Origin of the sequence: Sphingopyxis panaciterrae, from assembly GCF_011762125.1 — a bacterium.
GTDB classification, from domain to species: Bacteria; Pseudomonadota; Alphaproteobacteria; order Sphingomonadales; family Sphingomonadaceae; genus Sphingopyxis; species Sphingopyxis panaciterrae.
Window position 1 is genome coordinate 928393 of record NZ_JAASQN010000001.1, and the last position, 23282, is coordinate 951674.

24 protein-coding genes and 2 tRNA genes are annotated in these 23282 nt (G+C 66.5%); 17 read left to right on the forward strand and 9 right to left on the reverse strand.

Translation table 11 applies throughout. The features are described from left to right. Positions 1-12: 12 nt before the first annotated feature. The gene (gene alaS / locus FHR22_RS04095) at positions 13-2673 is read left to right on the forward strand and encodes an alanine--tRNA ligase (protein WP_166939213.1); all 2661 of its coding nucleotides are present in this window, start codon (positions 13-15) and stop codon (positions 2671-2673) included. Between the two features lie 11 nt (positions 2674-2684). Then, positions 2685-3161, forward strand: coding sequence for an SRPBCC family protein (locus tag FHR22_RS04100; RefSeq protein WP_166939216.1), 477 nt, complete (start codon positions 2685-2687; stop codon positions 3159-3161). An 80-nt stretch (positions 3162-3241) separates the two neighbouring features. Here FHR22_RS04100 and FHR22_RS04105 read toward each other — a convergent pair whose 3' ends face one another. Continuing rightward, positions 3242-3655, reverse strand: a complete 414-nt coding sequence (locus tag FHR22_RS04105) for a holin family protein (protein ID WP_166939217.1) — start codon at positions 3653-3655, stop codon at positions 3242-3244. 68 nt (positions 3656-3723) lie between these two features. Next, positions 3724-4293: a glycoside hydrolase family 108 protein gene (locus tag FHR22_RS04110; protein WP_166939218.1), complete on the reverse strand. Its 570-nt coding sequence runs from the start codon at positions 4291-4293 to the stop codon at positions 3724-3726. Between the two features lie 72 nt (positions 4294-4365). Between FHR22_RS04110 and FHR22_RS04115 the strand changes: the two genes are divergently transcribed. Then, positions 4366-5343 (forward strand): NADPH:quinone oxidoreductase family protein, encoded by a 978-nt coding sequence (locus FHR22_RS04115; RefSeq protein ID WP_166939220.1) that lies wholly within the window; start codon positions 4366-4368, stop codon positions 5341-5343. 98 nt (positions 5344-5441) lie between these two features. Then, positions 5442-5765 (forward strand): EF-hand domain-containing protein, encoded by a 324-nt coding sequence (locus FHR22_RS04120; protein ID WP_166939222.1) that lies wholly within the window; start codon positions 5442-5444, stop codon positions 5763-5765. Here the strand turns inward: FHR22_RS04120 and FHR22_RS04125 are convergent. The 3 genes from FHR22_RS04125 to FHR22_RS04135 all read right to left on the reverse strand — a co-directional run bounded on the left by FHR22_RS04125 (position 5762) and on the right by FHR22_RS04135 (position 7468). Then, the gene (locus tag FHR22_RS04125; RefSeq protein WP_243853456.1) at positions 5762-6538 is read right to left on the reverse strand and encodes a TSUP family transporter; all 777 of its coding nucleotides are present in this window, start codon (positions 6536-6538) and stop codon (positions 5762-5764) included. The two genes, FHR22_RS04120 and FHR22_RS04125, sit on opposite strands and share 4 nt — an antisense overlap. Positions 6539-6577: 39 nt before the next feature. After that, positions 6578-7321 (reverse strand): sulfite exporter TauE/SafE family protein, encoded by a 744-nt coding sequence (locus tag FHR22_RS04130; protein ID WP_166939224.1) that lies wholly within the window; start codon positions 7319-7321, stop codon positions 6578-6580. Between the two features lie 70 nt (positions 7322-7391). Next, a tRNA-Pro gene (locus tag FHR22_RS04135) sits at positions 7392-7468 on the reverse strand. Positions 7469-7741: 273 nt separating this feature from the next. On the opposite strand from FHR22_RS04135, the gene yajC reads away from it, so the two are divergent. Genes yajC through secF form a run of 3 tightly spaced genes read left to right on the forward strand, consistent with a single transcriptional unit; the run spans position 7742 to position 10731 of the window. Then, complete coding sequence (gene yajC / locus FHR22_RS04140) at positions 7742-8071, forward strand: preprotein translocase subunit YajC (protein WP_166939227.1); 330 nt, start codon at positions 7742-7744, stop codon at positions 8069-8071. A 52-nt stretch (positions 8072-8123) separates the two neighbouring features. Continuing rightward, positions 8124-9737: a protein translocase subunit SecD gene (gene secD / locus FHR22_RS04145; protein ID WP_166939229.1), complete on the forward strand. Its 1614-nt coding sequence runs from the start codon at positions 8124-8126 to the stop codon at positions 9735-9737. 13 nt (positions 9738-9750) lie between these two features. Beyond that, positions 9751-10731, forward strand: a complete 981-nt coding sequence (secF, locus tag FHR22_RS04150) for a protein translocase subunit SecF (RefSeq protein WP_166939231.1) — start codon at positions 9751-9753, stop codon at positions 10729-10731. A 76-nt stretch (positions 10732-10807) separates the two neighbouring features. Here the strand turns inward: secF and FHR22_RS04155 are convergent, their stop codons facing one another. Beyond that, entirely contained in the window at positions 10808-11974 is a 1167-nt protein-coding gene (locus FHR22_RS04155; protein WP_166939233.1) for a glycosyltransferase, read from the reverse strand. Positions 11975-12169: 195 nt separating this feature from the next. After that, positions 12170-12730: a helix-turn-helix domain-containing protein gene (locus tag FHR22_RS04160; protein ID WP_166939235.1), complete on the reverse strand. Its 561-nt coding sequence runs from the start codon at positions 12728-12730 to the stop codon at positions 12170-12172. Positions 12731-12817: 87 nt separating this feature from the next. On the opposite strand from FHR22_RS04160, the gene FHR22_RS04165 reads away from it, so the two are divergent. Then, complete coding sequence (locus FHR22_RS04165) at positions 12818-13300, forward strand: DUF6456 domain-containing protein (RefSeq protein WP_425057414.1); 483 nt, start codon at positions 12818-12820, stop codon at positions 13298-13300. 354 nt (positions 13301-13654) lie between these two features. Here the strand turns inward: FHR22_RS04165 and FHR22_RS04170 are convergent, their stop codons facing one another. Continuing rightward, on the reverse strand, positions 13655-15430 hold the full coding sequence (locus FHR22_RS04170; protein ID WP_166939237.1) for an ABC-F family ATP-binding cassette domain-containing protein: 1776 nt from the start codon (positions 15428-15430) through the stop codon (positions 13655-13657). A 134-nt stretch (positions 15431-15564) separates the two neighbouring features. On the opposite strand from FHR22_RS04170, the gene FHR22_RS04175 reads away from it, so the two are divergent. Continuing rightward, positions 15565-16311, forward strand: coding sequence for an SIMPL domain-containing protein (locus FHR22_RS04175; protein ID WP_208417475.1), 747 nt, complete (start codon positions 15565-15567; stop codon positions 16309-16311). Between the two features lie 184 nt (positions 16312-16495). Here FHR22_RS04175 and FHR22_RS04180 read toward each other — a convergent pair whose 3' ends face one another. After that, positions 16496-17176 (reverse strand): prolyl hydroxylase family protein, encoded by a 681-nt coding sequence (locus FHR22_RS04180; protein ID WP_243853458.1) that lies wholly within the window; start codon positions 17174-17176, stop codon positions 16496-16498. A 114-nt stretch (positions 17177-17290) separates the two neighbouring features. Between FHR22_RS04180 and FHR22_RS04185 the strand changes: the two genes are divergently transcribed. The 8 genes from FHR22_RS04185 (at position 17291) to FHR22_RS04220 (ending at position 23227) form a co-directional block, all read left to right on the forward strand. Next, positions 17291-17367 (forward strand) — tRNA-His (locus tag FHR22_RS04185). A gap of 97 nt (positions 17368-17464) precedes the next feature. Next, entirely contained in the window at positions 17465-18529 is a 1065-nt protein-coding gene (locus FHR22_RS04190) for a Glu/Leu/Phe/Val family dehydrogenase (protein ID WP_166939240.1), read from the forward strand. A gap of 131 nt (positions 18530-18660) precedes the next feature. Beyond that, complete coding sequence (locus FHR22_RS04195; protein ID WP_166939242.1) at positions 18661-19014, forward strand: YbaN family protein; 354 nt, start codon at positions 18661-18663, stop codon at positions 19012-19014. A gap of 361 nt (positions 19015-19375) precedes the next feature. Further along, complete coding sequence (gene ccmC / locus FHR22_RS04200; RefSeq protein WP_166939244.1) at positions 19376-20110, forward strand: heme ABC transporter permease CcmC; 735 nt, start codon at positions 19376-19378, stop codon at positions 20108-20110. A gap of 3 nt (positions 20111-20113) precedes the next feature. After that, positions 20114-20299 (forward strand): hypothetical protein, encoded by a 186-nt coding sequence (locus FHR22_RS04205; RefSeq protein ID WP_166939247.1) that lies wholly within the window; start codon positions 20114-20116, stop codon positions 20297-20299. After that, positions 20296-20733: a cytochrome c maturation protein CcmE gene (gene ccmE / locus FHR22_RS04210; RefSeq protein WP_166939249.1), complete on the forward strand. Its 438-nt coding sequence runs from the start codon at positions 20296-20298 to the stop codon at positions 20731-20733. Before FHR22_RS04205 ends, ccmE begins: the two co-directional genes overlap by 4 nt. Continuing rightward, the gene (locus FHR22_RS04215) at positions 20730-22700 is read left to right on the forward strand and encodes a heme lyase CcmF/NrfE family subunit (RefSeq protein ID WP_166939252.1); all 1971 of its coding nucleotides are present in this window, start codon (positions 20730-20732) and stop codon (positions 22698-22700) included. The genes ccmE and FHR22_RS04215 overlap by 4 nt, the downstream gene beginning before the upstream one ends. Continuing rightward, the gene (locus tag FHR22_RS04220) at positions 22697-23227 is read left to right on the forward strand and encodes a DsbE family thiol:disulfide interchange protein (protein ID WP_166939254.1); all 531 of its coding nucleotides are present in this window, start codon (positions 22697-22699) and stop codon (positions 23225-23227) included. Before FHR22_RS04215 ends, FHR22_RS04220 begins: the two co-directional genes overlap by 4 nt. Positions 23228-23282 lie beyond the last annotated feature (55 nt).

The window sequence follows — 23282 nt, forward strand, 5'->3', positions numbered from 1 at the left end:
TAGATCGCGGGCATGACATCGACCAATGACATTCGCCGCTCGTTCCTCGACTATTTCGCCGGGGCAGGCCACCATATCGAACCGTCGGCGCCGCTGGTGCCATACAACGACCCGACGCTGATGTTCGTCAACGCGGGCATGGTGCCGTTCAAGAATGTCTTCACCGGTCTGGAATCGCGGCCCTATAAGACCGCGGTGTCGGCGCAGAAATGCGTGCGGGCGGGCGGCAAGCACAACGACCTCGACAATGTCGGCTTCACCGCGCGGCACCATACGTTCTTTGAAATGATGGGGAATTTCTCCTTCGGTGATTATTTCAAGGATGAGGCGATCCACCATGCGTGGACGCTGATCACCAAGACCTGGGGGCTGAGCCCCGAGAAGCTGACCGCGACCGTCTATCACACCGACGACGAGGCGTTCGACCTGTGGAAGAAGATCGCCGGCTTGCCCGAAGAGCGCATCATCCGCATCGCGACGAACGACAATTTCTGGTCGATGGGCGATACCGGACCGTGCGGGCCGTGCAGCGAAATCTTCTATGACCATGGCGACCATATCTGGGGCGGCCCGCCGGGATCGCCGGAAGAGGATGGCGACCGCTTCGTCGAAATCTGGAACCTCGTGTTCATGCAATATGACCAGCGCGGGCCGGGCGATCGCATCGACCTGCCGCGGCCGAGCATCGACACCGGCATGGGGCTGGAGCGCGTCGCGGCGGTGTTGCAGGGCGTTCCCGACAATTACGATACCGACACGTTCAAGGCGCTGATCGCGGCGTCGGTCGACCTTACCGGGGTCCAGGCCGACGAAGCGCACAAGGCGAGCCACCGGGTGATCGCCGATCATTTGCGTGCGTCGAGCTTTCTGATCGCCGACGGCGTGCTGCCGTCGAACGAGGGCCGCGGTTATGTGCTGCGCCGGATCATGCGTCGCGCGATGCGCCACGCGCACCTGCTTGGCGCCAAGGATCCGCTGATGTACCGGCTGCTGCCGTCGCTGACCGCCGAGATGGGCGCCGCCTATCCCGAGCTGATCCGTGCCCAGCCGCTGATCGCCGAGACGCTGGAGCGCGAGGAAACGAAGTTCCGCCAGACGCTCGACAAAGGGCTGCGGCTGCTCGACGAAGCGACCGTCGGCATGGGCGAAGGCGCGACGCTCGCGGGCGACGTCGCGTTCAAGCTCTACGACACCTATGGCTTCCCCTATGACCTGACCGAGGATGCGCTGCGTCTGCAGGGCATCACTGTCGATCGTGGCGGCTTCGATACCGCGATGGCGCAGCAGAAAGCGGCGGCGCGCGCGGCGTGGAAGGGGAGCGGGCAGAAGGCGTCGGAGGAAATCTGGTTCGACCTGGCCGAGACGAACGGGAGCACCGAATTCACCGGCTATGGGGCGACGACGGGCGAGGGCACGGTGATCGCGCTGGTCAAGGACGGCGTGCAGGTAAGTGAGGCGAAGGCGGGCGACGAACTGGTCGTGCTGACCAACCAGACGCCCTTCTATGGCGAAAGCGGCGGCCAGATGGGCGACGCGGGAACGATCGCGACGCTGGAAGGCGCGAAAGCGTCGGTCAGCGACACCGGCAAACCGCTCGGCCGCCTGCACGCGCATCATGCCAAGCTGGAGGCGGGAAGCCTGAAGGTCGGCGACGCGGTGCAACTGACCGTCGATGCCGCGCGGCGCGACCGCATTCGCGCCAATCATAGCGCGACCCACTTGCTGCACGCGGCGCTGCGTAACCGGCTGGGCGGACATGTGACGCAGAAGGGCAGCCTGGTCGCCGAGGATCGTTTCCGCTTCGACTTCTCGCACCCCAAGGCGCTGAGCGCCGAGGAAATCGCCGACGTCGAGGCGGAGGTGAATGCGCAGATCCGCGGCAATGAGGCGGTGACGACGCGGCTGATGACCCCCGACGATGCCGTCGCGGCGGGCGCGCTGGCGCTGTTCGGCGAGAAATATGGCGACGAGGTGCGCGTGCTGAGCATGGGCAAGGCCGACGAGCGCAACTATTCTGTCGAGCTGTGCGGCGGCACGCATGTGCGCGCGCTTGGCGATATCGCCTTGTTCAAGATCATCAGCGAAAGCGCAGTGTCGTCGGGCGTGCGGCGTATCGAGGCGCTGACAGGCGACGCGGCGCGCCAGTGGCTGAATGGCCGCGACGAGGCGTTGAAGGCCGCGGCTGCGGCGCTCAAGACCTCGCCCGATGAGGTGCCGGCGCGCGTCGCGGCGCTCGCCGAACAGCTCAAGAAGGTCGAGCGCGAGCTGGCCGACGCCAAGAAGGCGATCGCGCTTGGCGGGGCTGGGGGCGGCGGAAGCGGCGGCGCGGCGGCAGGGCCGGCCGTCGAGCAGGTCGGCGATGTCGCCTTTCTGGCGCAGGTCGTCGAAGGGCTTGATCCCAAGGAGCTGCGCGGCACGGTCGACGGGCTGAAGAAGCAGGTCGGTAGTGGTGTCGCGATGCTTGTCGCGGTCAACGACGGGCGCGCTTCGGTTGCGGTCGGGGTGACCGACGACAAGATGGCCAGCCTCAGCGCGGTCGACCTCGTCAAGGCGGCGGTCGCGGCGCTTGGCGGGCAGGGCGGCGGCGGGCGGCCCGACATGGCGCAGGGCGGTGGCCCCGACGGCGGCGCGGCGAATGACGCGGTCGCTGCGGTCAAAGCCGCGCTCGCCTGAAGTCGACGAGCTTGAAACCGACCAAGAAGACGCGGCGCACCGACCATGCCGAACGGCTGATCTCGGCGCCGCTGGTCGATGTGTTCGCGGCTTTCACCAGTGCCGACAAGCTGGCGCGCTGGTTGCCGCCCGAGGGAGCGACCGGCGAATTCGAGCATGTCGACCTGCGCGCGGGCGGCGGCTTTCTGATGCGGCTGACCTTCGATGACGCCGATGTCGAGACCAAGAGCGATGACGATAGCGACGTCGTCGAGGTCTATATTCCGACGCTCGACGACGGGCGGCTGATCGTCTGGGAAGTCGAATTCGAGTCCGACGATCCGCGCTTTTCGGGGACGATGGCGATGCACTGGTATCTGTCGCGGCAGGGCGGCGGCACGCTGGTGACGATCGATGCGCATCACGTGCCGCCGGGCATTTCGGCGAAGGATCATGTGGAAGGGCTGAACAGCTCGCTGGCGAATTTGGGGGCGGTTGTGGAAGAATAACCGTCGCCCCTGCGAAGGCAGGGGCCGCCGGCAGCCTTGCGCCACGCTGACAGCGGCCCCTGCCTTCGCAGGGGCGACGTTTATGCCTCGAGCCCCTTGGCTTTCCCCCACGCCCGCGCCGCCGTGTACCCCAGATACCCCGTCCCGAAGAGCGCGTAGAGCGGTTCGGGGATGCCCGCGAGATAGGCGTTCATGCCCTCGGCGATCGCCTTGGCGATTTCGGGGCGCGCGGCGGCGATCAGGCCCATCGGGATCGCCCAGAGCAGGAGTGCGTACATCACATAGAGAAAGCTCGGCCGCGCGCGGCTGGCCCAGGGGTCGGCGCTGCCCGCCTCGGCGACGATTGCGGTCATGCGGGTCTTGATCGCCTCCATTTCCTGGCTGCCCTCCATTTTGAGGAGCTCGAGCTTGGCGCGGTCGCGGGCTTCGGGGTCGGGGATGATCTTGTCGATCAGCTTGGCGATCGGGCCGATCAGGCCTTCGATAATGCTCATTTCAATGTCTCCTGTTGGTCGGAAGGTCACAAAGGTCACGCTACATCCCCCTCTCCTGGGGGGGGGGATCAGGCGTCGCCAATGCGATTGGCGAGCCAGCCGTAGAGGAAGGCCTCCTGGCTGGGGCGGCGTTCGGCGAGCGCGATGTAGCGTTCGCCCTGCAGCGCCTCCATCGCGCGAAGGAGGACGGTTTCGCCGCCCTTGCCGCGCGCTTTCAGGAAGGCATCGAGCGCCGCCAAGGTGCGCGGACCGACGTCGCGGTCGACCGCGATGTCGGGATAATCGCGTGCGGCGCGATTGAGCGCGTTGAGCGCGCGCTGGAGGAAACCCGCGGCGGTGCCGGTGCCCATGTTGACGCCGGTGTCGAACAGTTCGGCGGCAATCTTCGGCGCGCGGAGTGCCACCTTGTCGAAGCCGGGACGCAGCCAATAGAGGCGGCGATAGATCGACGCGGCGTCGGCGCGCGGCAGGTCGCGCATGGCGCCGGCATAGCCCTGCGCGCGCGCGACCGCTTCGGTGATCCCCCAGCAGGTCGGACCGCCGCGATCGGCGGGGTGGTTTACATATCGGCCTTCGCGGTCGATGACGGCGTCAATCAACGTGTCGACGTCGGAGGTCGACGGGTCGGGTCTTGGCATGATTCGCTCCTTTGGTTTGTCATTGCAGATAAAACGAACCATATTGGGATATTGTAGGAAAGGATTTTCGCCATGCGGGCGTTGCGGGTGAGCGAATTGCTGCCGGATCATGCGGGCGCCGCGCTGGCCGACCTGCCGGTTCCCGAACCCGCGGCGGGCGAAGTGCGCGTGCGGGTGCGCGCGGCGGCGGTGAATTTTCCCGACTTGCTGATGACGCGCGGCGGATATCAGTTGAAGCCCGATCTTCCCTTCGTATCGGGAATGGAATTCGCGGGCGAGGTCGATGCGGTGGGGGCGGGCGCCGGAGACTGGCGCGTCGGCGACGCGGTGGTCGGCGGCAACCGGTTCGGGGCGATGGCCGAATATTGCGTGGCCCCGGCGGGTGTGCTGCGCGCGAAGCCCGGGGCGCTGGATTGGGACGCCGCCGCCGCCTATCCGGTCGCCTACCTCACCGCCTATGTCGCGCTGGTCCGCTGCGCGCGGGTCGAGCCGGGCGAATGGGTGCTGGTGCACGGTGCGGCGGGCGGGGTCGGGCTGGCGACGGTCGATCTGGCGAAAGCATTGGGCGCGCGGGTGATTGCGGTGACGAGCAGCGCGGCGAAGCGGGCGGCGATCGAGCGGCTCTATGCGCCCGATGCGGTGATCGATGCCGCGCCGGGGTTTCGTGAGACGGTGAAGGCACGGACGGGCGGGAAGGGGGCCGATGTGATCTTCGACCCCGTCGGCGGTGATGTCTTCGACGAATCGACGCGCTGCATCGCCTTTGGCGGCCGGCTGCTGGTGATCGGTTTCGCGTCGGGGCGCATCCCCGAGGTGTCGGTGAACATGCCGCTGATCAAGGGCTTTTCGGTCGTCGGGGTGCGCGCGGGCGAATATGGCCGCCGCTTCCCCGCGCGCGGTGCCGAGAATGTCGCGGCGATCGACGCGCTCGCCGCCGAGGGACGAATCCGCCCGCATGTCCATGCGTCGCTCGACCTCGCTGACTGGCGCGAAGGCTTTGCGATGCTCGAACGGCGCGAGGTCGTGGGCAAGGTCGTGCTGAAACCGTGACGAGCCGAAGCCGCTGCCATGGTTTTGCGACATGCAAGCTGCCATGTCCGCACCGGGGCGTCCCGGCGAAGGTGCCGAGCAAGACAAAAGGACATGATATGAAGAAATGGACGATGATCGCAGCAAGTTTCGGGCTGGCGATTCCCGCGATGGCGGCCGCCCAGCCGCCGCACGATGATGGGCGTATGTTCGCGATGATCGACACCAATGGCGACGGCAAGCTCGACAAGGCCGAAATCACCAAGATGGCGGAAATGCGCGCCCAGCAGCAAGGCGATCCGAAACTGGCAGCGCCGGAAAAGATTGATGCCTTCATCAAATATCTTGATGGCAACGGCGATGGCGTGGTCGACAAGGCCGAACTGGAAGCGAAGCAAAAGGCGCGTGCGGAACCGCCGCCGCCGGCCGAAGATCAGCCCTAAAAAAGCGTCCAGAGCGGATTGGCGGGGTCGGCGAGCAGCTTGGCGGTCAGGGCGAAGGACATGACGACGAGCAGCGGCCGCACCCCGCGTCCGCCGAAGCGGATCGCGAGGCGGGCGCCGAGCTGGTTGCCCGCCACATTGGCGGCGGCCATCGACAGGCCGAGCAGCCAGAGGACATGGCCGCCGACGATCATCGCGAGCAGCCCGGCGACATTGGTCGCAAGGTTGAGGAACTTCGTATTCCCGATCGCGCGGACGAGGCCGAGCCCGCCGAGCGCGACGAGCGTCAGCGTCATGAAGGATCCCGTGCCCGGGCCGAAGAAGCCGTCGTAGAAACCGAGCGCCGCGACGATCAGGGTCAGCCCGAACGGGCCGGCGCGCGCGTGGCGATCGACGCTGCTCATCGGCGGCGCGAGCAGGAAATACAGGCCCATCGCGATCAGCAGCAGCGGGACGAGCGCGGCGAGGAAATCGGCGCGGACATATTGCACCGCGGTGGCGCCGAGCACCGAGCCGGCAAAAGCGCCCGCCGCGGGCCATGCGAAGCGGCGGAGATCGACGTGGCCCGCGCGCCAGAAGGTCAGGAAGGCCGAACCGGTGCCGATCGTGCTTTGCAGCTTGTTCGTTGCCAGCGCCGAAACCGGCGGCACGCCCGCAGCCATCAGCGCGGGAATGGTGAGGAGACCGCCGCCGCCCGCCATGGCGTCGACCGTCCCGGCGAGAAAGGCGACGCCGATGAGCAAGGCGAAGAGTTCGGGGGCGAATTGCATCATGCAGGCGCTCCTAGGTTCGATCGCGCCGCATGGCCATGCTCAGCTGACGGCGAGGTGGATGGCTTGGAACAGGAAGGTCGTGCCGATGATCGTCATTAGCCAGCGGCGGCTGGCGCGGAAATGCGCGTCGCTGATGCGGTCAAGAATGACGCCGCCGACCATGATTCCCGCCATTGACGCGGTAATGGCGAGCGCGGTGGCCGGCAGCGGGATCGCGGCGCGTCCCGCCGCGCCGAGCAGCACGCCGCCGTAGAAGATGATCTTCGAGGCGTGTCCCATCGCCTGCATGACGGCCTTGGTCGCGACGATCTGGTGCCGGCCGAGGCGGGTGTTGATGAACAGCATGTCGGTTACCGGACCCGAGACCCCGGCGACGAGCGCAATCCCGGTCGAGACGAAGCCGCCGCCGAGCGCGTGCCAGCGGTTGGCGGCGTCGAGCGGCAGCCAGCGTTCGGGCAGCCAGACGAGGATCGGCATCAGACCGAGGCCGAGGAAGACGCAGAATTTCGTCGGCGCGAAGACGATGAGCGAGAAGAAGCCGACTGCGGCCGCGGCGCCGAGCGCGAACCAGAGCAGCACGGGCCAGGCGATATGCGTCCGGTGGAGCAACGCGCGCCAGGCGTTCGAGGCGAACTGGATCGTGCCGTGGAGCGCCAGCGCGGTCGATACGGGGAGTATCCAGGCGAGCACGCCCATGAAGACGAGGCCGCCCGCCATGCCGAAGACGCCCGAAAGGATCGAGGTGAGGAAGGCGGCGATCACGATCAGCACGCCTGCCTGCATCGTTCGCTCGCTTTCCGGAAGGGCTTTCGACAGGCCGCCCTCGAAGACCGCACAGGTTGCGGTGGAAAATTGGTCGGGACGAGAGGATTCGAACCTCCGACCCCCACACCCCCAGTGTGATGCGCTACCAGGCTGCGCTACGTCCCGACCGGCCCGATTGGGCAGGCGAGGCCCCTAGCGCGGGTTGGCGGATGATGCAAGGCTCTCCTGAGCAAAGTCGAAGCGGAGGCCCTGCATTGGCGGTGCGTTTGTATAGCGCCCTTGATCGGGCGCGCCGCCTCCCCATTTCAGCCGCGCTTGCCAAGGGGGATGGTTGCAGCACGGTTGCGCGTCCGGCCCCTGCGTGATAGGCGCCGCGCCATATTTGCGTAGCCGTTTCCGGGGGAAGCGGCGATGCTGCAAACAGAAAGACTTTCGTTCATGTCGACCAATTTGCTTCTGACCCAGGCGGCCGGATCGGGCGGCGGGGCTGCCGGTTTCCTGATGCTGGTGCCCTATCTCCTCATCTTCGCCGTTTTCTGGTTCTTCCTGATCCGTCCGCAACAGGTGCGCGCAAAGGAACATCGCACCAAGGTGGCGGCGGTGAAGCCGCGCGACCAGATCGTGACCGGCGGCGGCATCGTCGGCAAGGTGACGCGCGTCGACGATGATTTCGTCGATGTCGAAATCGCCCAGGGCGTGAAGATCAAGGTCGTGAAATCGACCCTTGCCGACGTTCTCCAGCCCGGCGGCAAGCCCGCCAACGACTGACGCGGCGCGGTCCGCTTTTGCGGGCCCGCCCAGCCCAACCGGATCCCTCCTTATGCTCGATTTCCCGCGCTGGAAGACCATCGGTATCAGCATCATCCTGCTGCTCGGTATCCTCTTTTCCATTCCCAGCTTCCTGCCGCAAAAAACCTTCGACAGCCTGCCCGGCATCGCGCAGACGAAGGTCAACCTGGGGCTCGACCTGGCCGGCGGCAGCCATTTGCTGCTCGAGGCCGACCTGGCCGACCTGCGCAAGACGCAGCTTGCGAACATGGAAAAGACGGTGCGCACCGCGATGCGCGGCGAGCGCGGGCCCGATGACGATATCGCGATCGGCGAACTGCGCGTGCAGGGCAACCAGATCAGCTTCCTCGTCCGCGACCAGACGCAGCTCGACGATGCGCGCGACCGGCTGTTCAACGAAACGCAGGGCGCGGGGCTCAGCGGCCAGCGCGACTGGCGCATCGATGTCGTCGACACGACGCGAATCGTCCTGACCCCGACCGGCGCGGGGCAGACGCAGGCGGTCGCGCACGCGATGGACACGGCGCGCGACATCATCGACCGCCGCGTCAACGCGCTCGGCACGCGCGAACCGACGATCATCCGCCAGGGTACGGACCGCATCGTCGTCCAGGTGCCCGGGCTGCAGGATCCAGCCGCCCTGAAGGAATTGATCGGCAAGACCGCGCGGCTCGAATTCCGCATGGTCGATGCCAATGCCGACCCGAATGAAGCGGCCGCCGGGCGCGTCCCGGTGGGCAGCGAGATCGTGCCTTATGCCGAAGGCGAGGGCAGCGGTGCCCGTTTCGAAGTCCTGCGCCGCCAGGTGATGATCAGCGGCGAACAGCTGATCGACGCCCGGCAAAGCTATGAGCAGCAATCGAACCAGCCGGTCGTGTCGATCCGTTTCGATTCGGGCGGGTCGAACACCTTCGCCAAGGTGACGGCACAGAGCGTCGGCCAGCGTTTCGCGATGGTCCTCGACGGCAAGGTGCTGTCGGCGCCGTCGATCAACGAACCGATCCTGGGCGGCAGCGCGCAGATTTCGGGGAGCTTCAGCGTCGCGAGCGCCAACGCGCTGGCGATTTCGCTGCGTTCGGGCGCACTGCCGGTGAAGATGGCGGTCGTCGAGGAACGCACCGTGACCCCCGAGCTCGGCGCCGATTCGATCCGCAAGGGCGCGATCGCGGGCATCATCGCGACCGTTTCGGTGCTGACGCTGATGCTCGTCGTTTATGGCCGCTTCGGCGTCTATGCGTGCGTCGGGCTGGTGTTCAACGTGTTCCTGATCATCGCGACCATGGCGGCGTTCAACGCGACATTGACCCTGCCGGGCATCGCGGGCTTCGTGCTGACGATCGGCGCCGCGGTCGACGCGAACGTGCTGATCAACGAGCGAATACGCGAGGAATTGCATCGCGGACGCAAGGTGTTCCAGGCGGTCGAGCTGGGCTATTCGGAGGCGAGCCGCGCGATTTTCGACGCGAACGTCACCAACGTCATCGCCGCATCGCTGATGTTCTGGTTCGGGTCGGGCCCGATCAAGGGCTTCGCCGTGGTGCTGACCATCGGTATCGTCACCAGCGTCTTCACCGCCGTGACCGTCACGCGCATGTTCGTCGCCCACTGGCTGCGGACCAAGCGTCCGACGTCGATCAACATTTGAGGAAGGCGATATCATGCGCTTGCTGAAACTCGTCCCCGACCACACCAATATCGACTTTCTGCGCTGGCGGAAATTCGCCTCGTTCATGAGCTTTTTCCTCGTCGCCGTGTCGATCACGCTCGTCGCGGTAAAGGGGCTGAACTTCGGCGTCGACTTCGTCGGCGGCCAGTCGGTGCGCGTCGAATTCACCCAGGAAATGCCGCCGATCGACGAGATTCGCGAAAAGGTCGGTCATATCGGCCTTGGCGAAGCGACGATCCAGCAATTCGGATCGGACAAGGCGGTATCGATCCGCACCGCACTGCCCGAGGGCGACAAGACGGTCGCCGAACGTGCGGGGCAGCAGCTCGTCTCCGGCATCAAGAAGGCGTTCCCGACCGCGAAGACTGGGTCGGTCGAAACCGTGTCGGGGAAGGTGTCCGAAGAGCTGATCCGAACGGGGGCGCTGAGCCTGGGGCTCGCGATCATCGGTATTTCGATTTATATCTGGATACGCTTTGAATGGCAGTTCGGCGTCGGCGCGCTCGGCCGCCTTTTCCACGAGGTGTCGTTGACCTTCGGGCTGTTCGCGGTGACGCAGATGCAGTTCGACCTCAACAGCGTCGCAGCGCTGCTGACGATCGTCGGCTATTCGCTCAACGACACCATCGTCGTTTATGACCGTATTCGCGAGAATCTGAAAAAATATCGCAAGATGGAGATCATCCCGCTCCTGAACCTCAGCATCAACGAGACGCTGTCGCGCACGGTGATGACCACCGTCGCGATGGTGCTGGCGCTTGGCATGTTGCTGATTTTCGGCCCCGACGTGATTTTCGGCTTCACCGCAGCGATGCTGTTCGGCGTGTTTATCGGCGGCTATTCGTCGGTGCTGATGTCGACGCCGGTGCTTGTGTGGCTGAAGGTCGGTCCGGGCAGCTTCGTGCCGCGCACCAGCGCCGGGATCGAGGGCGGCGAGCGCATCGAACGCAAGGACGACGGCGCGGTCGTTTAAGCCGGCGTGCTTCGGAAAACGGATGGCGCCGGCCCGCTTCGTGTGGGCCGGCGTCGTCGTATCCGGGGTCCGAACCCTATGAACCGGCGAGCCGGCGCAGATGTTCGGCGAGTTCGCGGCCGTTGCGGTCCCAGTCGAAGCGGCCGCCGAGGCTGGCCGCGACATTGGCTGGTGCGGGCGGCTTGTCGAGGATATCGCGCACCGCTGCGGCAATCGGCCCGGGCGAACGATCGACGATCCGTCCCGCTACCGGTGATGTCACCAGCTCGCCCGCGCCGCCCGCATCGCTGATGACGATCGGCGTGCCGCAGGCGAGCGCTTCGACCCAGGCGTTGGCGAGACCTTCGCTGGCTGACGGCATGACGACGGCGTCGGCGGCGCGGTAAAGTTGCGGCAGGTCGGCGTTCGCCACCGGACCCATGAAATGGACGCGCGATGCAACACCCAGTTTCTGGGCCAGCGCGCGGTAGCGGCCGTCTTCCTCGCCCGCGCCGGCGAGCCAGTAATGCACGCCGGGAAGCGCGGGTAGCGCCTCGATCACCAGCGCTTGCCCCTTGCGCGCGATCAGCGCGCCGACGGTGAGGATCGCGGGTTCGGTCCCCATGCCGAGTGCGGCGCGCGCGGCGGCGCGGTCGCCGGGATGGAAGCGCGCGCTGTCGATGCCGGTGTAATGGAGCGCGATCTTGCCGGGGTCGATACCGATCGCGGCCATATCGCGCCGCATCGCGTCGGACACCGCGAGCAGCCCCGCGGCGCGGCTGGCGGCGGCCAGGAGCTGCGGTGCCGTCGCGGGATCATGGCCGAAATGGCTGATGTCGGCGCCGCGTGCCTTGGCCGAAAAGGGCAGGCCGAGCGCGTCCGCGACGCGCATCGCGGCGGGGCCGTCGGGATAGAAGAATTGCGCGTCGACGACGTCGAAAACACCCGCGCGCGCGATCGGCAGGACCGCGCGGGCGATCGCGGCGGGATTGAAGCGGGCGCCGACGCGAGGGAGAAGGCGAAAGCGCGGGCGGTGGACGGGCAGGCCGTGCCACTTTTCCTGGCGCGGCAGATTGCGGAGCGCGCGGTAGCGCGGGTGAAGCGACAGCGGGAAGGGGGGCAGGCCCACCGGAGCGGCGATGGTGAGTTCGATGCCCGGTTGTGCCGCGAGCGCGCGGAGGCTCTTTTCGACGAACAGCCCGAAATTGGGACGCGCGGCGTCGGGGAAGAGTGTGGCGATGGAGAGGATGCGGAGGGGGGGCATGCCGGCGTTTCTACTTGTCCGTCGCGATGACAAGTCGAGTGGCGGATATGTAAGCGAACGGCAGATTTCGGCCGATTGCGGATATGGCCATTTTCGTCACCCCGGACTTGATCCGGGGTCCATGACAACGTCCATCGCCTGGATCCCGGATCAAGTCCGGGATGACGAAGGTGGGGGGAGGCAATTTCGCCATTTCTAAAGGCTGCGCAGCAGTCGCACGGCCACCGCCGCCCATGGCGGATTGGTGACGACCTGTTGCCGCTGGCCGGTCCCGAGCGGCAGCAGATGGAGCTTTTCGCCATCGACGTTGAGCAGCCGCGCGAAGAAGAAGCGGCCGGCGGGGCGGGGAACGAGCAGGTCGCGGTTGAGCGCGCTCCCCCAGTCGGCTTCGATGCGGCGGCACCAGATTTCGTCACCCGCCCGATAATCGCCGATCGACGAGATGACGCGGACGGCGACCATATCCTCACCGGGCCGCGCGGTCAGCGCCTGTTCGACGCGCGTCGGTGCCTGTGCGCCTTCGGCGCCGAGCAGCGCCGTGATCGTGAGCTGGGTGTCTTGCGGCAGTTGGACGAGTTCGGCGGCATCGACGCCAAGCGCCGCGGCAATGCGGTTCATCCAGCCGAGCGACAGCGTGCGCGTACCCGTTTCGAGGCGGCCGATCGTCTGCGCGGTGGTCGGCGGGTCGCAACGCTGCCCGACTTCTTCGAGCGTCAGGCCCTTGGCGCGGCGGACGGAGCGGATGCTGTTGATCATCGCAAATCCCTCAAATAACCAAATCGGTTTCTTCTTTCCTACAAAATATCCCGATGTCAAGCCTGGTGTATAGCAAGGGAGAATCGCATGACCGCACGCCGCCTCGAAACCCGCCTCCACCCCGACGACCGGATCGACCCCGAGAAAACGCGGCCGCAGGTGATGCGGCATGTGACGGTCAATGTTGCGGAGAGTCCGATTGCGTGGCTGGCATCGCGCGGGCATCTGAGCGAGGCGCAATTGCGGGCGGGCGAGCGGCTGCGCGCCGATTATGAGCGCGCGGGGCTGGCGGCGCGAGTGACGATGCGCTGGGACGCCGCGCCGCCGGGAAAGAGCCGCGGCGGCGCGCGCGCATCCGATGCGTCGCTGGCGCGGATCGACGCGCAACGGCGCTTTCACGGCGCGCTCGATGCCGCCGGGCCGGGGCTGGCCGATATCTGCTGGCGCGTCATCTGTGCGGGCGAGGGGATCGGGGGCGCCGAGAAGGGGCTGGGGTGGCCCGCGCGGTCGGGCAAGCTGGTGCTGGGGCTGGCGCTCGACCGGCTGGCGCGGTTTTACGGGACGGGGTGAGGGGGTGGGTGTGGCTAAAACCAGACATATCTATCATCGTTACCCTCGAACGAGACGCGTGGCTCGTTCGACTTAATCCGGGGTCCATGACTTCAGCGCCGCAGTGGATCCCGGATCAAGTCCGGGATGACGAAGAGGGTAGGAAGCGGCCGGAAGTGGACAGTAATCCTCCCTGCGGCGCAGCCGTGGGGAGGGGGACCGTCGCCGCAGGCGATGGTGGAGGGGCGGCGAGATCGCGCCATTGCCCCTCCGTCAGCCCTCCGGGCTGCCACCTCCCCATCGCTGCGCGACAGGGAGGATTGAATGACCCAAACATCCGCTTCCCACCCCAAAGCAGTCTCTCCAAGGCTGTGCTTATCCCAGCCCCTCAACCTCTTCGGCCAGCGCCAGCCAGCGATTCTCGGCCGTAGCCTTCTCCTCGCGCAGCGTATCAAGCTTTGCCGTCAGCGCCGTAAATCGCCCATGGTCGCGCGTGAAAAGGCTGCCGTCGGACAGTTCGACCTCGATTCCCGCCATTTCCGTTTCGATCTCGTCGATCCGGCCGGGAAGCAGGTCGTAGTCGCGCTGGTCCTTGTAGCTCAGCTTCTTGCGCGCGGTCGGCGGGGGTGGGGGGGCGGCCGTCGTCGCCTTGGTCTTTGCCGTGTTCGGCTTCACCCGCTTGGCTTCCCAGTCGGCATAGCCGCCGGCGACGATATCGACCTTGCCCGACCCGTCGAGGCCGAGCGTGACGGTGACGGTGCGGTCGAGGAAGTCGCGGTCGTGGCTGACGAGCAGCACGGTGCCGGCATAGTCGGCGATGACTTCCTGGAGCAGGTCGAGCGTTTCGAGGTCGAGGTCGTTGGTCGGTTCGTCGAGGACGAGCAGGTTCGATTCGCGGGCAAATTCGCGCGCGAGGAGGAGGCGCGAGCGTTCGCCGCCCGACAGCGCGCCGACGCTGGCCTCCATGACGCCGGGATCGAACAGGAATTCCTTGAGATAGCCCTGGATATGTTTTTTGACGCCGCGCACTTCGACCCAGTCGCCGCCGTCGGCGAGGATGTCGCGGACGGTCTTGTCGGGCGAGAGCAGGCTGCGCTGCTGGTCGATGACGATGCCGTCGAGCGTCGGGGCGAGGGTGATCGTGCCGCTGTCGGGCCGGATTTCGCCGGTCAGCAGCTTGAGCAGGGTCGACTTGCCCGCGCCGTTGGCGCCGACGATGCCGATGCGGTCGCCGCGCTGGACGCGGAAATCGAGGCCCTTGATGATGATGCGGTCGCCGAAGCTTTTCGAGACGCCCTCGGCGACGATCACCGATTTCGAGCGGACATCGTCGTTGGCGAGGCCGAGCTTGGCGACCCCCGGACCGCCGATCATCGCGGCGCGGGTGGCGCGCATTTCCTTGAGTTTCTCGAGCCGTCCCTGATTGCGCTTGCGCCGCGCGGTGACGCCGCGTTCGAGCCAATGCGCCTCGAGCCGCAGTTTCGAATCAAGGCGCTGCGCGGCGCGCGCTTCCTCGGCGGCGACGGCGTCGCTCCACTCCTCGAAACCGCCGAAGCCGATTTCCTTGCGACGGATGCTGCCGCGGTCGAGCCACAAGGTCTGGCGCGTCAGGCGGGTGAGGAAGGTGCGGTCGTGGCTGATCGCGACGAAGGCGCCGGTGTAGCGCGCGAGCCAGCTTTCGAGCCAGTCGATCGCGGCGAGGTCGAGATGGTTGGTCGGCTCGTCGAGCAGCAGCACGTCGGGGTTCTGCGCCAAAGCCCTCGCGAGCGCGGCGCGGCGGCGCTCGCCGCCCGATGCGCTCGCGGCGGTGCGCGACATGTCGATGCCGAGCTGGTCGGCGATCGCGGCGACTTCATATTCCTCCGGTGCATTCGGCGCGGCGACGGCAAAATCCATCAAGGTCGCGAACGGCCGGAAATCGGGTTCCTGTTCGAGCATCACGACATGCGTGCCGGGGACGATGACCCGCTTGCCCTTGTCGGCGTCGATCTGGCCGGCGAGCAATTTGAGCAAGGTCGTCTTGCCCGCGCCGTTGCGCCCGATCAGCGCGAGGCGGTCGCGTTCGCCGACATAGATGTCGAGATCCTGGAACAGCCAGCCGCTGCCTTGGACGAGGCCAAGGCCTTCATAAGATAAAATCGGTGCAGCCATGATGAACGGCGCGCTACCGACACGTTCAGCATCATGCAAGCGCGCTCAGCACAAAGGCCGGAACGGGTCCGCGCCGTCTGCGTTACGGGGCGGAGATTTGGAACCACCGGAACCCCGGTTCACAGGAGAATGAAATGACGAAACAAATGTTTGCCTTCATGGCAACCGGACTGGCGCTGATGGCGGCGACGCCTGCGCTGGCGCAGCAGGGAGGTTCGACGGTGACGGCAGCAACGACCCAGGGGCCGATCCTGACCTTTTCGGTCAGCGAAGAAGTGCGCTCGCGTCCCGACCAGGCGACCGTCGGTGCCGGCGTAACGACGACCGCGCCGACCGCGGTCGAAGCGATGCGCCAGAACGCCGCGGCGATGGACAAGCTGATCGCCGCCGCCAAGGCGCGCGGGATCAAGGCCGAGGATATCCAGACGAGCGGCATCAACCTGTCGCCGCAATATGACTATAACAACCGCACCGATGGCCAGCCGCCGCGTTTCCTGGGTTATCAGGTGTCGAACAGCGTCCGCGCGACGACGCCCAAGATCGACGACATCGGCCCGCTGCTCGACGCACTGGTCGCTGCGGGCGGCACCAATGTCGACGGACCGTGGTTCGGCATGAAGGATCCCGACGCGCAGCTCGTCGGGGCGCGCGGCACCGCGATCAAGGCGGCCGAAGCCAAGGCGCAGGATTATGCGCGGCTTGCCGGTTTCCGCGGCGTCGAGCTGGTCTCGATCAGCGAGGGCGGCAGCTTTGGACCGCAGCCGCCGATGCCGATGGCACGGATGGCGATGGACGCCGGTTCGGCGAAGGCGACCCCGGTCGAGCCGGGTCAGGTCGCGAATTCGCTGACTCTGAACTTCCAGTACCGGCTGGTGAAATAGTCCCTTTCATGCCGTTCGTCCTGAGGAGCCCCCTTCGACTGCCTGCCTGCGGCAGTCGCTCAGGACAGGATTGAGCTTGTCGAAATGGCGTCTCGAAGGACTTGGCGTCACGCTTGGCCCTTCGAGACGGGTCTTTCGACTTCGCTCAGCCCCTCCTCAGGGCGAACGGTTTTTGTTGCATGGGCTACCCCAGCTCCCCATCCGCCCACGGCCACGGCCGTTCGCGGAACCATTTGGTGATGATATATTTGCGCCCCTTGCGCACCTTCATCCCATGGTGGAGCGTGTCGGCGTTCGCGGTGCCGTCGGCGTGGACATTGTTCCACGCCAGCAGCTTGCCCGTTTCGGGCTGGTGCATCTTGCCGGTCGCAAGGAAGCGCGTCGCGCCGCCCGCTTCGGGTTCGTTGAGGTAGATCATCAGCGTCCAGCTGCGCTGGCCCGGAACCGCGCAATAGGTTTCCCAGTCGCTGCCATGCGGGTCGAAATAATCGGTGTGCGCCTTGAATTCCTGTCCGACGTCGTAGCGCTGACCCTGCATCGGCTCGCCATAGGCGAGCGGGATGCCGGTGAGGTCGTGGAGGCGGTGATTGACCGCGATCACCAGCGGATCGCGGTGGTCGAGGTCGCAGGTCGTGCTGGTGCGGAAGGCGTCGTCGCCATTCGGGTCGGCGATCGTCGAGGGACGCACGTCGCGGTCGATCTGCGCGATCAGCGCGGCGCAGGTTTCGGCGTCGAGAAAGCGCGAAAGCATGAACTGCGCGAGCTTCGGCGTCGGCGCGCGGCGGATGCCCGGGACGGCAGCGAGCCGCTGCGCGGTGCGGTCGGCGCCCGAGGTCGCCATGTCGACATGTTCCTGTCCAGCCATGGCGCGCTTTTTAGCAGGGAAGCGCGTGCGAACAATGCTTGACGAGCGGGGGGATGCGCGCCTATTCGCCGCGCGCTGTCGAGGGTGCTTCGTGCGCCGCTCTTCGCTTATGTGGCGACCATAGCTCAGTTGGTTAGAGCGCCGGTTTGTGGTACCGGAGGTCGCGGGTTCGAGCCCCGTTGGTCGCCCCATTTTCTCTATCTCCAGCCATAGAAGCTTTTGGGGTGACTCGCAGCGCCTGTTTGATTATTACGTCGCCACGTAATTTTTTAACATGAGGATGAGACCATGTCCGCTGTCTGGGATTTCGCCGATTTCGACGATCATGAGCATGTCCACATGTTCCGCGACCGCCACAGCGGGCTGACGGCGGTTATCGCGGTTCATTCGACCCACCTCGGCCCCGGCGCGGGCGGCGTCCGTTACTGGCATTATCCGCAGCGCGCCGCAGCGATCACCGACGCGTTGCGCCTGTCGCGCGGCATGAGCTACAAAAATGCAATGGCGGGTCTGCCGATGGGCGGCGGCAAGGGCGTGATCCTGGCCGACGAACAGGGTGCGAAAACCCCCGAACTGCTTGCGGCGTTCGGGCGCGCGGTCGAGTCGCTGGGCGGCGCTTATGTGACCGCCGAGGATGTCGGGATCACCGATGCCGACATGGTCCAGATTTCGAAGCATACCAAGCATGTCAGCGGGCTTCCTGTTGCGAGCGGCGAAGCCGGCGGCGACCCCGGCCCGCTGACTGCGCTCGGCGTCTATCTGGGTATCAAGGCGGCGATTCGCGAGGGGCTGAACAGCGACAGCGCGAAGGATGTGCGGATCGCGATCCAGGGCGTCGGCAGCGTCGGCGGTGGCGTCGCGCGCCGGTTGGCGGCCGAGGGCGCCAAGCTGACCCTCGCCGACGTCAATCTGGCGCGCGCCAAGGCGCTGGCCGAGGAACTGGGCGCCGATCTCGCCGATTCGGCGGCGATCATGGAGGTCGAGGCCGATGTGCTGAGCCCCAATGCCTTGGGCGCGATCCTGACCGAGGCGAGCATCGAGAAACTGCGCGTGCCGATCGTCGCGGGCGGGGCGAACAATCAACTCGCGACCGCTCTGGATGGGCAACGCATCCATGATCGCGGCATCGTCTATGCACCCGACTATGTGATCAACGCGGGCGGCATCATCAACGTCGCGCTCGAATATCTGGGCCAAACCAAGGGACAGGGGGGCAGCCGCGAGGAAGTCGAGAGCCGTATCGAGCAGATCCCCGGCCGGCTGGCCGAAATCTGGGCCGAGAGCAAGGCGAGCGGGACGCCGGCATCGGCAGTCGCGGACCGGATGGCGCAGAAGCTGATCGGGCGGGGTTGATCCTGTTACGTCGCCTCCGCGAAGGCGGGGGCCGCTATCGGGGTCATGTAAGGTGGCCAGCGGCCCCCGCCTTCGCGGGGGCGACGCTAAGTAGGCTGGCGTGAGTTCCAAATTCCGCTAAGTCGCTCTCGATGAAGCGGCATTTCTATCTGGTGAGCGGCTGGCTGTCGCTCGCGCTTGGCGCGGTCGGCGCGGTCTTGCCATTGCTGCCGACGGTGCCGTTCGTGATCCTCGCGGCTTTCTGTTTCGCGCGTTCGTCGCCGCGGCTGGAGGCGTGGCTGGTCGAACATCCGACCTTTGGTCCGCATATCGTCGCGTGGCGCGAGAAGGGCGCGATCAGCCGCAAGGGCAAGATCGCGGCGATGCTGGCCTTTGCTTTCAGCATCGTCCTCGCGGCGATTTTTTCGCCATGGCCGTGGGTGATGGCGCCGGTTGCCGCGGCGGCGGTGACCGGAAGCTGGATATGGACGCGGCCGGAGGGGTGACGCCGTCTTCGGCTGCTACCCACCCCCAGCCCCTCCCTAAAAGGGAGGGGAGAAGAACGTCCGCAACCGGCCGATTCTTGCCGTTTCCTCCGCTCCTCGTCATCCCGGGCTTGACCCGGGATCCCGCTTTTTTGGGTGCGCCAACAGTTTTCGAAGTCAAGCGGGACCCCGGGTCAAGTCCGGGGTGACGAGAAGGGTAATGGCGGCAATCGGCCGTTTCCCGTCTTTCCTTATCCGGGACACGAACAGGCATCGGGCAAAGCCTTGACGCTGCCTCTTGCACCGGCGACAAAAGCGCCGCCGGGTCGCGCCGGGCAAATTGCTGGACCGTCAAGCCCGGCTCCCCTAAGGACGCGAACCGATGCACGCCTATGCGAATCCGACCCGTTTTCTGGCGATTGCCAAGCCGCTGACGCCATGGCTGCTCGGCGTCGGGCTGTTGCTGTTGCTTGCCGGGGCGTGGGCGGGGCTGACGCAGGTGCCAGGCGATTACAAGCAGGGCGAGACCGCACGTATCCTGTACGTCCATGTCCCGTCGGCGTGGCTCGGCATGGGCGGCTGGACGTCGCTGGCGATCGCCGGGCTGGTCCAGCTTGTCTGGCGCCATCCGCTGGCGGGGATCGCGGCGCGCGCGATCGCGGTGCCGGGGATGCTGTTTACCGCGCTGTGCCTTGCCACCGGATCGATCTGGGGCAAGCCGACCTGGGGAACCTGGTGGGAATGGGACGGGCGGATGACCTCGATGCTGGTCCTGCTGTTTCTCTATGCGGGCTTCATCGCGCTGACGAGCGGCGACGAGGGGCAAAGACAGGGCGGGACGCTGTCGCGCGGCGCGGCCATCTATGCGCTGGTCGGCGCGATCAACATCCCGATCATCAACCGCAGCGTCGTGTGGTGGAACAGCCTGCACCAGGGGCCGAGCATCACGCTGCGCGGATCGAGCATCGACGGCGCGCTATTATGGCCTTTGGGCTTGACCGTGCTGGGTTTTTCGCTGCTATTCGGCGCCATCGTGCTGATGCGGATGCGGCGGATCATCGCCGACAACCGCGTCGCGGCGCGGTTGCGGCGGCTGGCCGACGACGAGGGGGCGTGACGCGTGACGGGGGTGATCAGCGGGGGTGGCCAATGGGCCTATGTCGCGGCGGCTTACGCGCTGACCGCGCTGCTGACCGGCGGCGTGCTGTGGTATAGTTGGCGGGCGATGGCGAAGGCCGAGAAACGCAGCGACGCGCTGCGCGCCGATAGTCGGCGCGGCGGGGCGCCGCGCGGGAACCGCAAATGAAGGCAAAGCATCAGCGACTGATCCTGGCGCTGGTCGCGCTGGCCGGCGTCGGCGGCGCGGGCGTGCTCGCGGCGAGCGCGCTGCGCGACGAGGCCGCCTATTTCCGGACGCCTGTCGAAGTGAGTGCGGGCAAGGCCGAGGTCGGCGAAGCGATGCGGCTGGGCGGCATGGTCGCCAAGGGCAGCATCGTGCGGCAGGCTGATGGCCTGACGATCCGTTTCGTCGCGACCGACGGCAAGGCGTCTGTCCCGGTCGAATATAAGGGCATCGTGCCCGACCTGTTCGGCGAGGAATCGGGCATGGTCGCCGACGGGCGGATGCGCGCCGACGGGACTTTCGTCGCCGACCGCATCCTCGCCAAGCATGACGAGCGCTATATGCCGCCGCAGATGGGCGAGATGCCCAAGGATATGAAGGCGGCGCCCAAAGCATGATCGCCGAACTCGGCCTGGCCCTGCTGTGGATCGCGGCGGCGCTGGCGTGCCTGTCGCTGGTCGCGGGGGCGCTGTTCCTGCGCGGCGGGCCGAAGGACCTCGCTACCCTCGTGCGGCCGGCGAGTGTTGCGCAGGGCGTGCTGACCACGGCCGCCTTTGCTTTGCTGATTGCGCTGTTCGTTCGTTCCGACATGTCGGTCGAACTGGTCGCGCGCAACAGCAACAGCCTGAAGCCGATGCTGTTCAAGGTGGCGGGGGCGTGGGGCAATCATGAAGGGTCGATGCTGCTGTGGCTGACGATCCTGGGAATTTCGGGCGCGCTGGTGGCGATCTTCGAGCGGCGGCTGCGTGAGGACACGCTGGTTGCGACGTTGGCGGCGCAGGCGGCGCTGAGCCTTGGTTTCTTTGCCTTCCTGCTCTTTTCGTCGAACCCGTTCAAGCGGCTGCCGGTGGCGCCGCCCGACGGGCAGGGGCTCAACCCGCTGCTGCAGGACCCGGGCTTGGCTTTCCATCCGCCGACGCTTTACGTCGGTTATGTCGGGCTGTCGGTCGCGTTCAGCTTTGCGGTAGGCGCGCTGATCACGCGCGAGATCGGCCCCGCCTTTGCCCGCGCGATGCGGCCGTGGGTGCTGGGGAGCTGGATTTTCCTGACGCTCGGCATCACCGCGGGCAGTTACTGGGCCTATTATGAACTCGGCTGGGGCGGCTGGTGGTTCTGGGATCCGGTCGAGAATGTGTCGCTCGTGCCGTGGCTGGCGGGGGCGGCGCTGCTCCATTCGGTCGCGGTGACGGCGACGCGCAACGCGCTGCGGGCGTGGACGGTGATGCTGGCGGTGATCGGCTTTTCGATGTCGATGGTCGGTACCTTCATCGTGCGGTCGGGGCTGCTGACCAGCGTCCACAGCTTTGCGGTCGATCCCGAGCGCGGCACTTTCCTGCTTGTCCTGATGGCAATCTATATCGGCGGGGCGCTGTCCCTGTTCGCGCTGCGCGCCGGGAGCGTCGCCGAGGGGAAGAAATTCGCACTGCTGAGCCGCGAGGGATCGCTGGTGATCAACAATCTGTTGCTGACGACGATCCTTGCGCTCGTGCTGCTCGGCACGCTCTACCCGATCGTCGCCGAGGCGATGGGCGAGAAGATTTCGGTCGGGCCGCCCTATTACAATCGTGTTGCCGGGCCGCTGGCGCTGATCCTGTGCCTCGTCATGGTCGCGGGGCCTTTGCTTGCATGGCGCAAGGATGACGGGAAAAAGCTGTGGTCGCGCCTGCCGCTGGCGATCTTTGCGGGGGCGGCGGTGCTGTTCGGGCTGATCCTGTTCGGCGGCAAGGTCGGCCTATTGCCGCTGCTCGGCATGACGGTGGCGGGGGTCGTTGCGGTCGCGAGCCTTGCGCCGCTGTGGGGCCGTAACCTTCGCCGTACGCCGCTGCCGACATGGGGCATGGTGATCGCGCATTTCGGCGTCGCCATATGCCTGGCGGGGATGGGGGCCGAAAGTGCGTTCATCAAGGAACGGCTGGTCGCCGCGGCGCCGGGCGAGGTGGTCAAGGTCGCTGATTTCGCGGTGAAGTTCGTCGGCGTGAAGCCCGTTGCCGGGCCGAACTATACCGCGATCGAGGGGACGCTGATCGCCGCGACCCCATCGGGGCAGTCCTTCACGCTGCGCCCCGAAGCGCGCACCTTCCCGGGCCTGATGGGCACCGCGCCGACCGAAACCAACGAGGCGGCGCTACTGACGCGGCCCGGCGGGCAATTGTACGTTGTGCTTGGCCAGCCGGTGCCGAGCGAGGATGGCAGCGCCGACCGGTATCAGCTGCGCCTGTGGTGGAAGCCGCTGGTGTGGTGGATCTGGCTGGGCGGCGCGCTGATCGCGGTCGGCGCCGCGCTGTCGATGCTGGGGCGGGCGCAACTGCTCGCGATCTGGCGTGCGCGCCGGGCGCGCAAGGCTGAGGAACGTTTCGCACCATGAAGAACCGCTGGGTCCTGTTCGTGCCGCTGGCGATCATGGGATTGCTGTTCGGTGCCTTCATCTATCGGCTGACCGTGCCCGCCGAGACGCTGATCCGCTCGCAATGGATCGACAAGCCGATGCCCTTGTTCGACCTGCCGCCGGCCACGGCGGGAGTCGAAGGGTTGAAGAGCAGCCAGCTTGCCGATGGCCGGCCGCGGCTGGTCAATGTATTCGCCAGCTGGTGCATCCCGTGCCGCGCTGAAGCGCCGCAGCTCGAGGCGCTGAAGGCGGCGGGGGTGCCGATCGATGGTATCGCGATCCGCGACCGGCCCGACGATGTCGCGGCCTTCCTGAACGAGGTCGGCAATCCCTTCGACCGCATCGGGTCGGACATGCAGAGCAGCGTCCAGATCGCATTGGGATCGTCAGGGGTGCCCGAAACCTTCCTGATCGACGGCAAGGGCATCATCCGCGAGCAGATCCAGGGCGTGATCCTTGCCGATCAGGTGCCCGGGATCGTGGCGAAGCTGGAGGCGATGAAGTGAGGGAGCGGTTCACGCGTTGCGGTGCCCCTGCGCAGGCAGGGGCCCATCTCCTGCT

Excerpts from the sequence above, each read along its gene's own strand:
- FHR22_RS04195 (WP_166939242.1), top strand. The coding sequence starts at position 18,661 with ATGAAGCGGCATTTCTATCTGGTGAGCGGCTGGCTGTCGCTCGCGCTT.
- FHR22_RS04120 (WP_166939222.1), top strand. The coding sequence starts at position 5,442 with ATGAAGAAATGGACGATGATCGCAGCAAGTTTCGGGCTGGCGATTCCC.
- FHR22_RS04175 (WP_208417475.1), top strand. The coding sequence starts at position 15,565 with ATGACGAAACAAATGTTTGCCTTCATGGCAACCGGACTGGCGCTGATG.
- alaS (WP_166939213.1), top strand. The coding sequence starts at position 13 with ATGACATCGACCAATGACATTCGCCGCTCGTTCCTCGACTATTTCGCC.
- FHR22_RS04125 (WP_243853456.1), bottom strand. The coding sequence starts at position 6,538 with ATGATGCAATTCGCCCCCGAACTCTTCGCCTTGCTCATCGGCGTCGCC.
- FHR22_RS04155 (WP_166939233.1), bottom strand. The coding sequence starts at position 11,974 with ATGCCCCCCCTCCGCATCCTCTCCATCGCCACACTCTTCCCCGACGCC.
- FHR22_RS04215 (WP_166939252.1), top strand. The coding sequence starts at position 20,730 with ATGATCGCCGAACTCGGCCTGGCCCTGCTGTGGATCGCGGCGGCGCTG.
- FHR22_RS04220 (WP_166939254.1), top strand. The coding sequence starts at position 22,697 with ATGAAGAACCGCTGGGTCCTGTTCGTGCCGCTGGCGATCATGGGATTG.
- FHR22_RS04115 (WP_166939220.1), top strand. The coding sequence starts at position 4,366 with ATGCGGGCGTTGCGGGTGAGCGAATTGCTGCCGGATCATGCGGGCGCC.
- FHR22_RS04180 (WP_243853458.1), bottom strand. The coding sequence starts at position 17,176 with ATGGCTGGACAGGAACATGTCGACATGGCGACCTCGGGCGCCGACCGC.
- FHR22_RS04165 (WP_425057414.1), top strand. The coding sequence starts at position 12,818 with ATGACCGCACGCCGCCTCGAAACCCGCCTCCACCCCGACGACCGGATC.
- FHR22_RS04130 (WP_166939224.1), bottom strand. The coding sequence starts at position 7,321 with ATGCAGGCAGGCGTGCTGATCGTGATCGCCGCCTTCCTCACCTCGATC.
- yajC (WP_166939227.1), top strand. The coding sequence starts at position 7,742 with ATGTCGACCAATTTGCTTCTGACCCAGGCGGCCGGATCGGGCGGCGGG.
- FHR22_RS04170 (WP_166939237.1), bottom strand. The coding sequence starts at position 15,430 with ATGGCTGCACCGATTTTATCTTATGAAGGCCTTGGCCTCGTCCAAGGC.
- FHR22_RS04110 (WP_166939218.1), bottom strand. The coding sequence starts at position 4,293 with ATGCCAAGACCCGACCCGTCGACCTCCGACGTCGACACGTTGATTGAC.
- ccmE (WP_166939249.1), top strand. The coding sequence starts at position 20,296 with ATGAAGGCAAAGCATCAGCGACTGATCCTGGCGCTGGTCGCGCTGGCC.
- secF (WP_166939231.1), top strand. The coding sequence starts at position 9,751 with ATGCGCTTGCTGAAACTCGTCCCCGACCACACCAATATCGACTTTCTG.
- ccmC (WP_166939244.1), top strand. The coding sequence starts at position 19,376 with ATGCACGCCTATGCGAATCCGACCCGTTTTCTGGCGATTGCCAAGCCG.
- secD (WP_166939229.1), top strand. The coding sequence starts at position 8,124 with ATGCTCGATTTCCCGCGCTGGAAGACCATCGGTATCAGCATCATCCTG.
- FHR22_RS04160 (WP_166939235.1), bottom strand. The coding sequence starts at position 12,730 with ATGATCAACAGCATCCGCTCCGTCCGCCGCGCCAAGGGCCTGACGCTC.
- FHR22_RS04190 (WP_166939240.1), top strand. The coding sequence starts at position 17,465 with ATGTCCGCTGTCTGGGATTTCGCCGATTTCGACGATCATGAGCATGTC.
- FHR22_RS04105 (WP_166939217.1), bottom strand. The coding sequence starts at position 3,655 with ATGAGCATTATCGAAGGCCTGATCGGCCCGATCGCCAAGCTGATCGAC.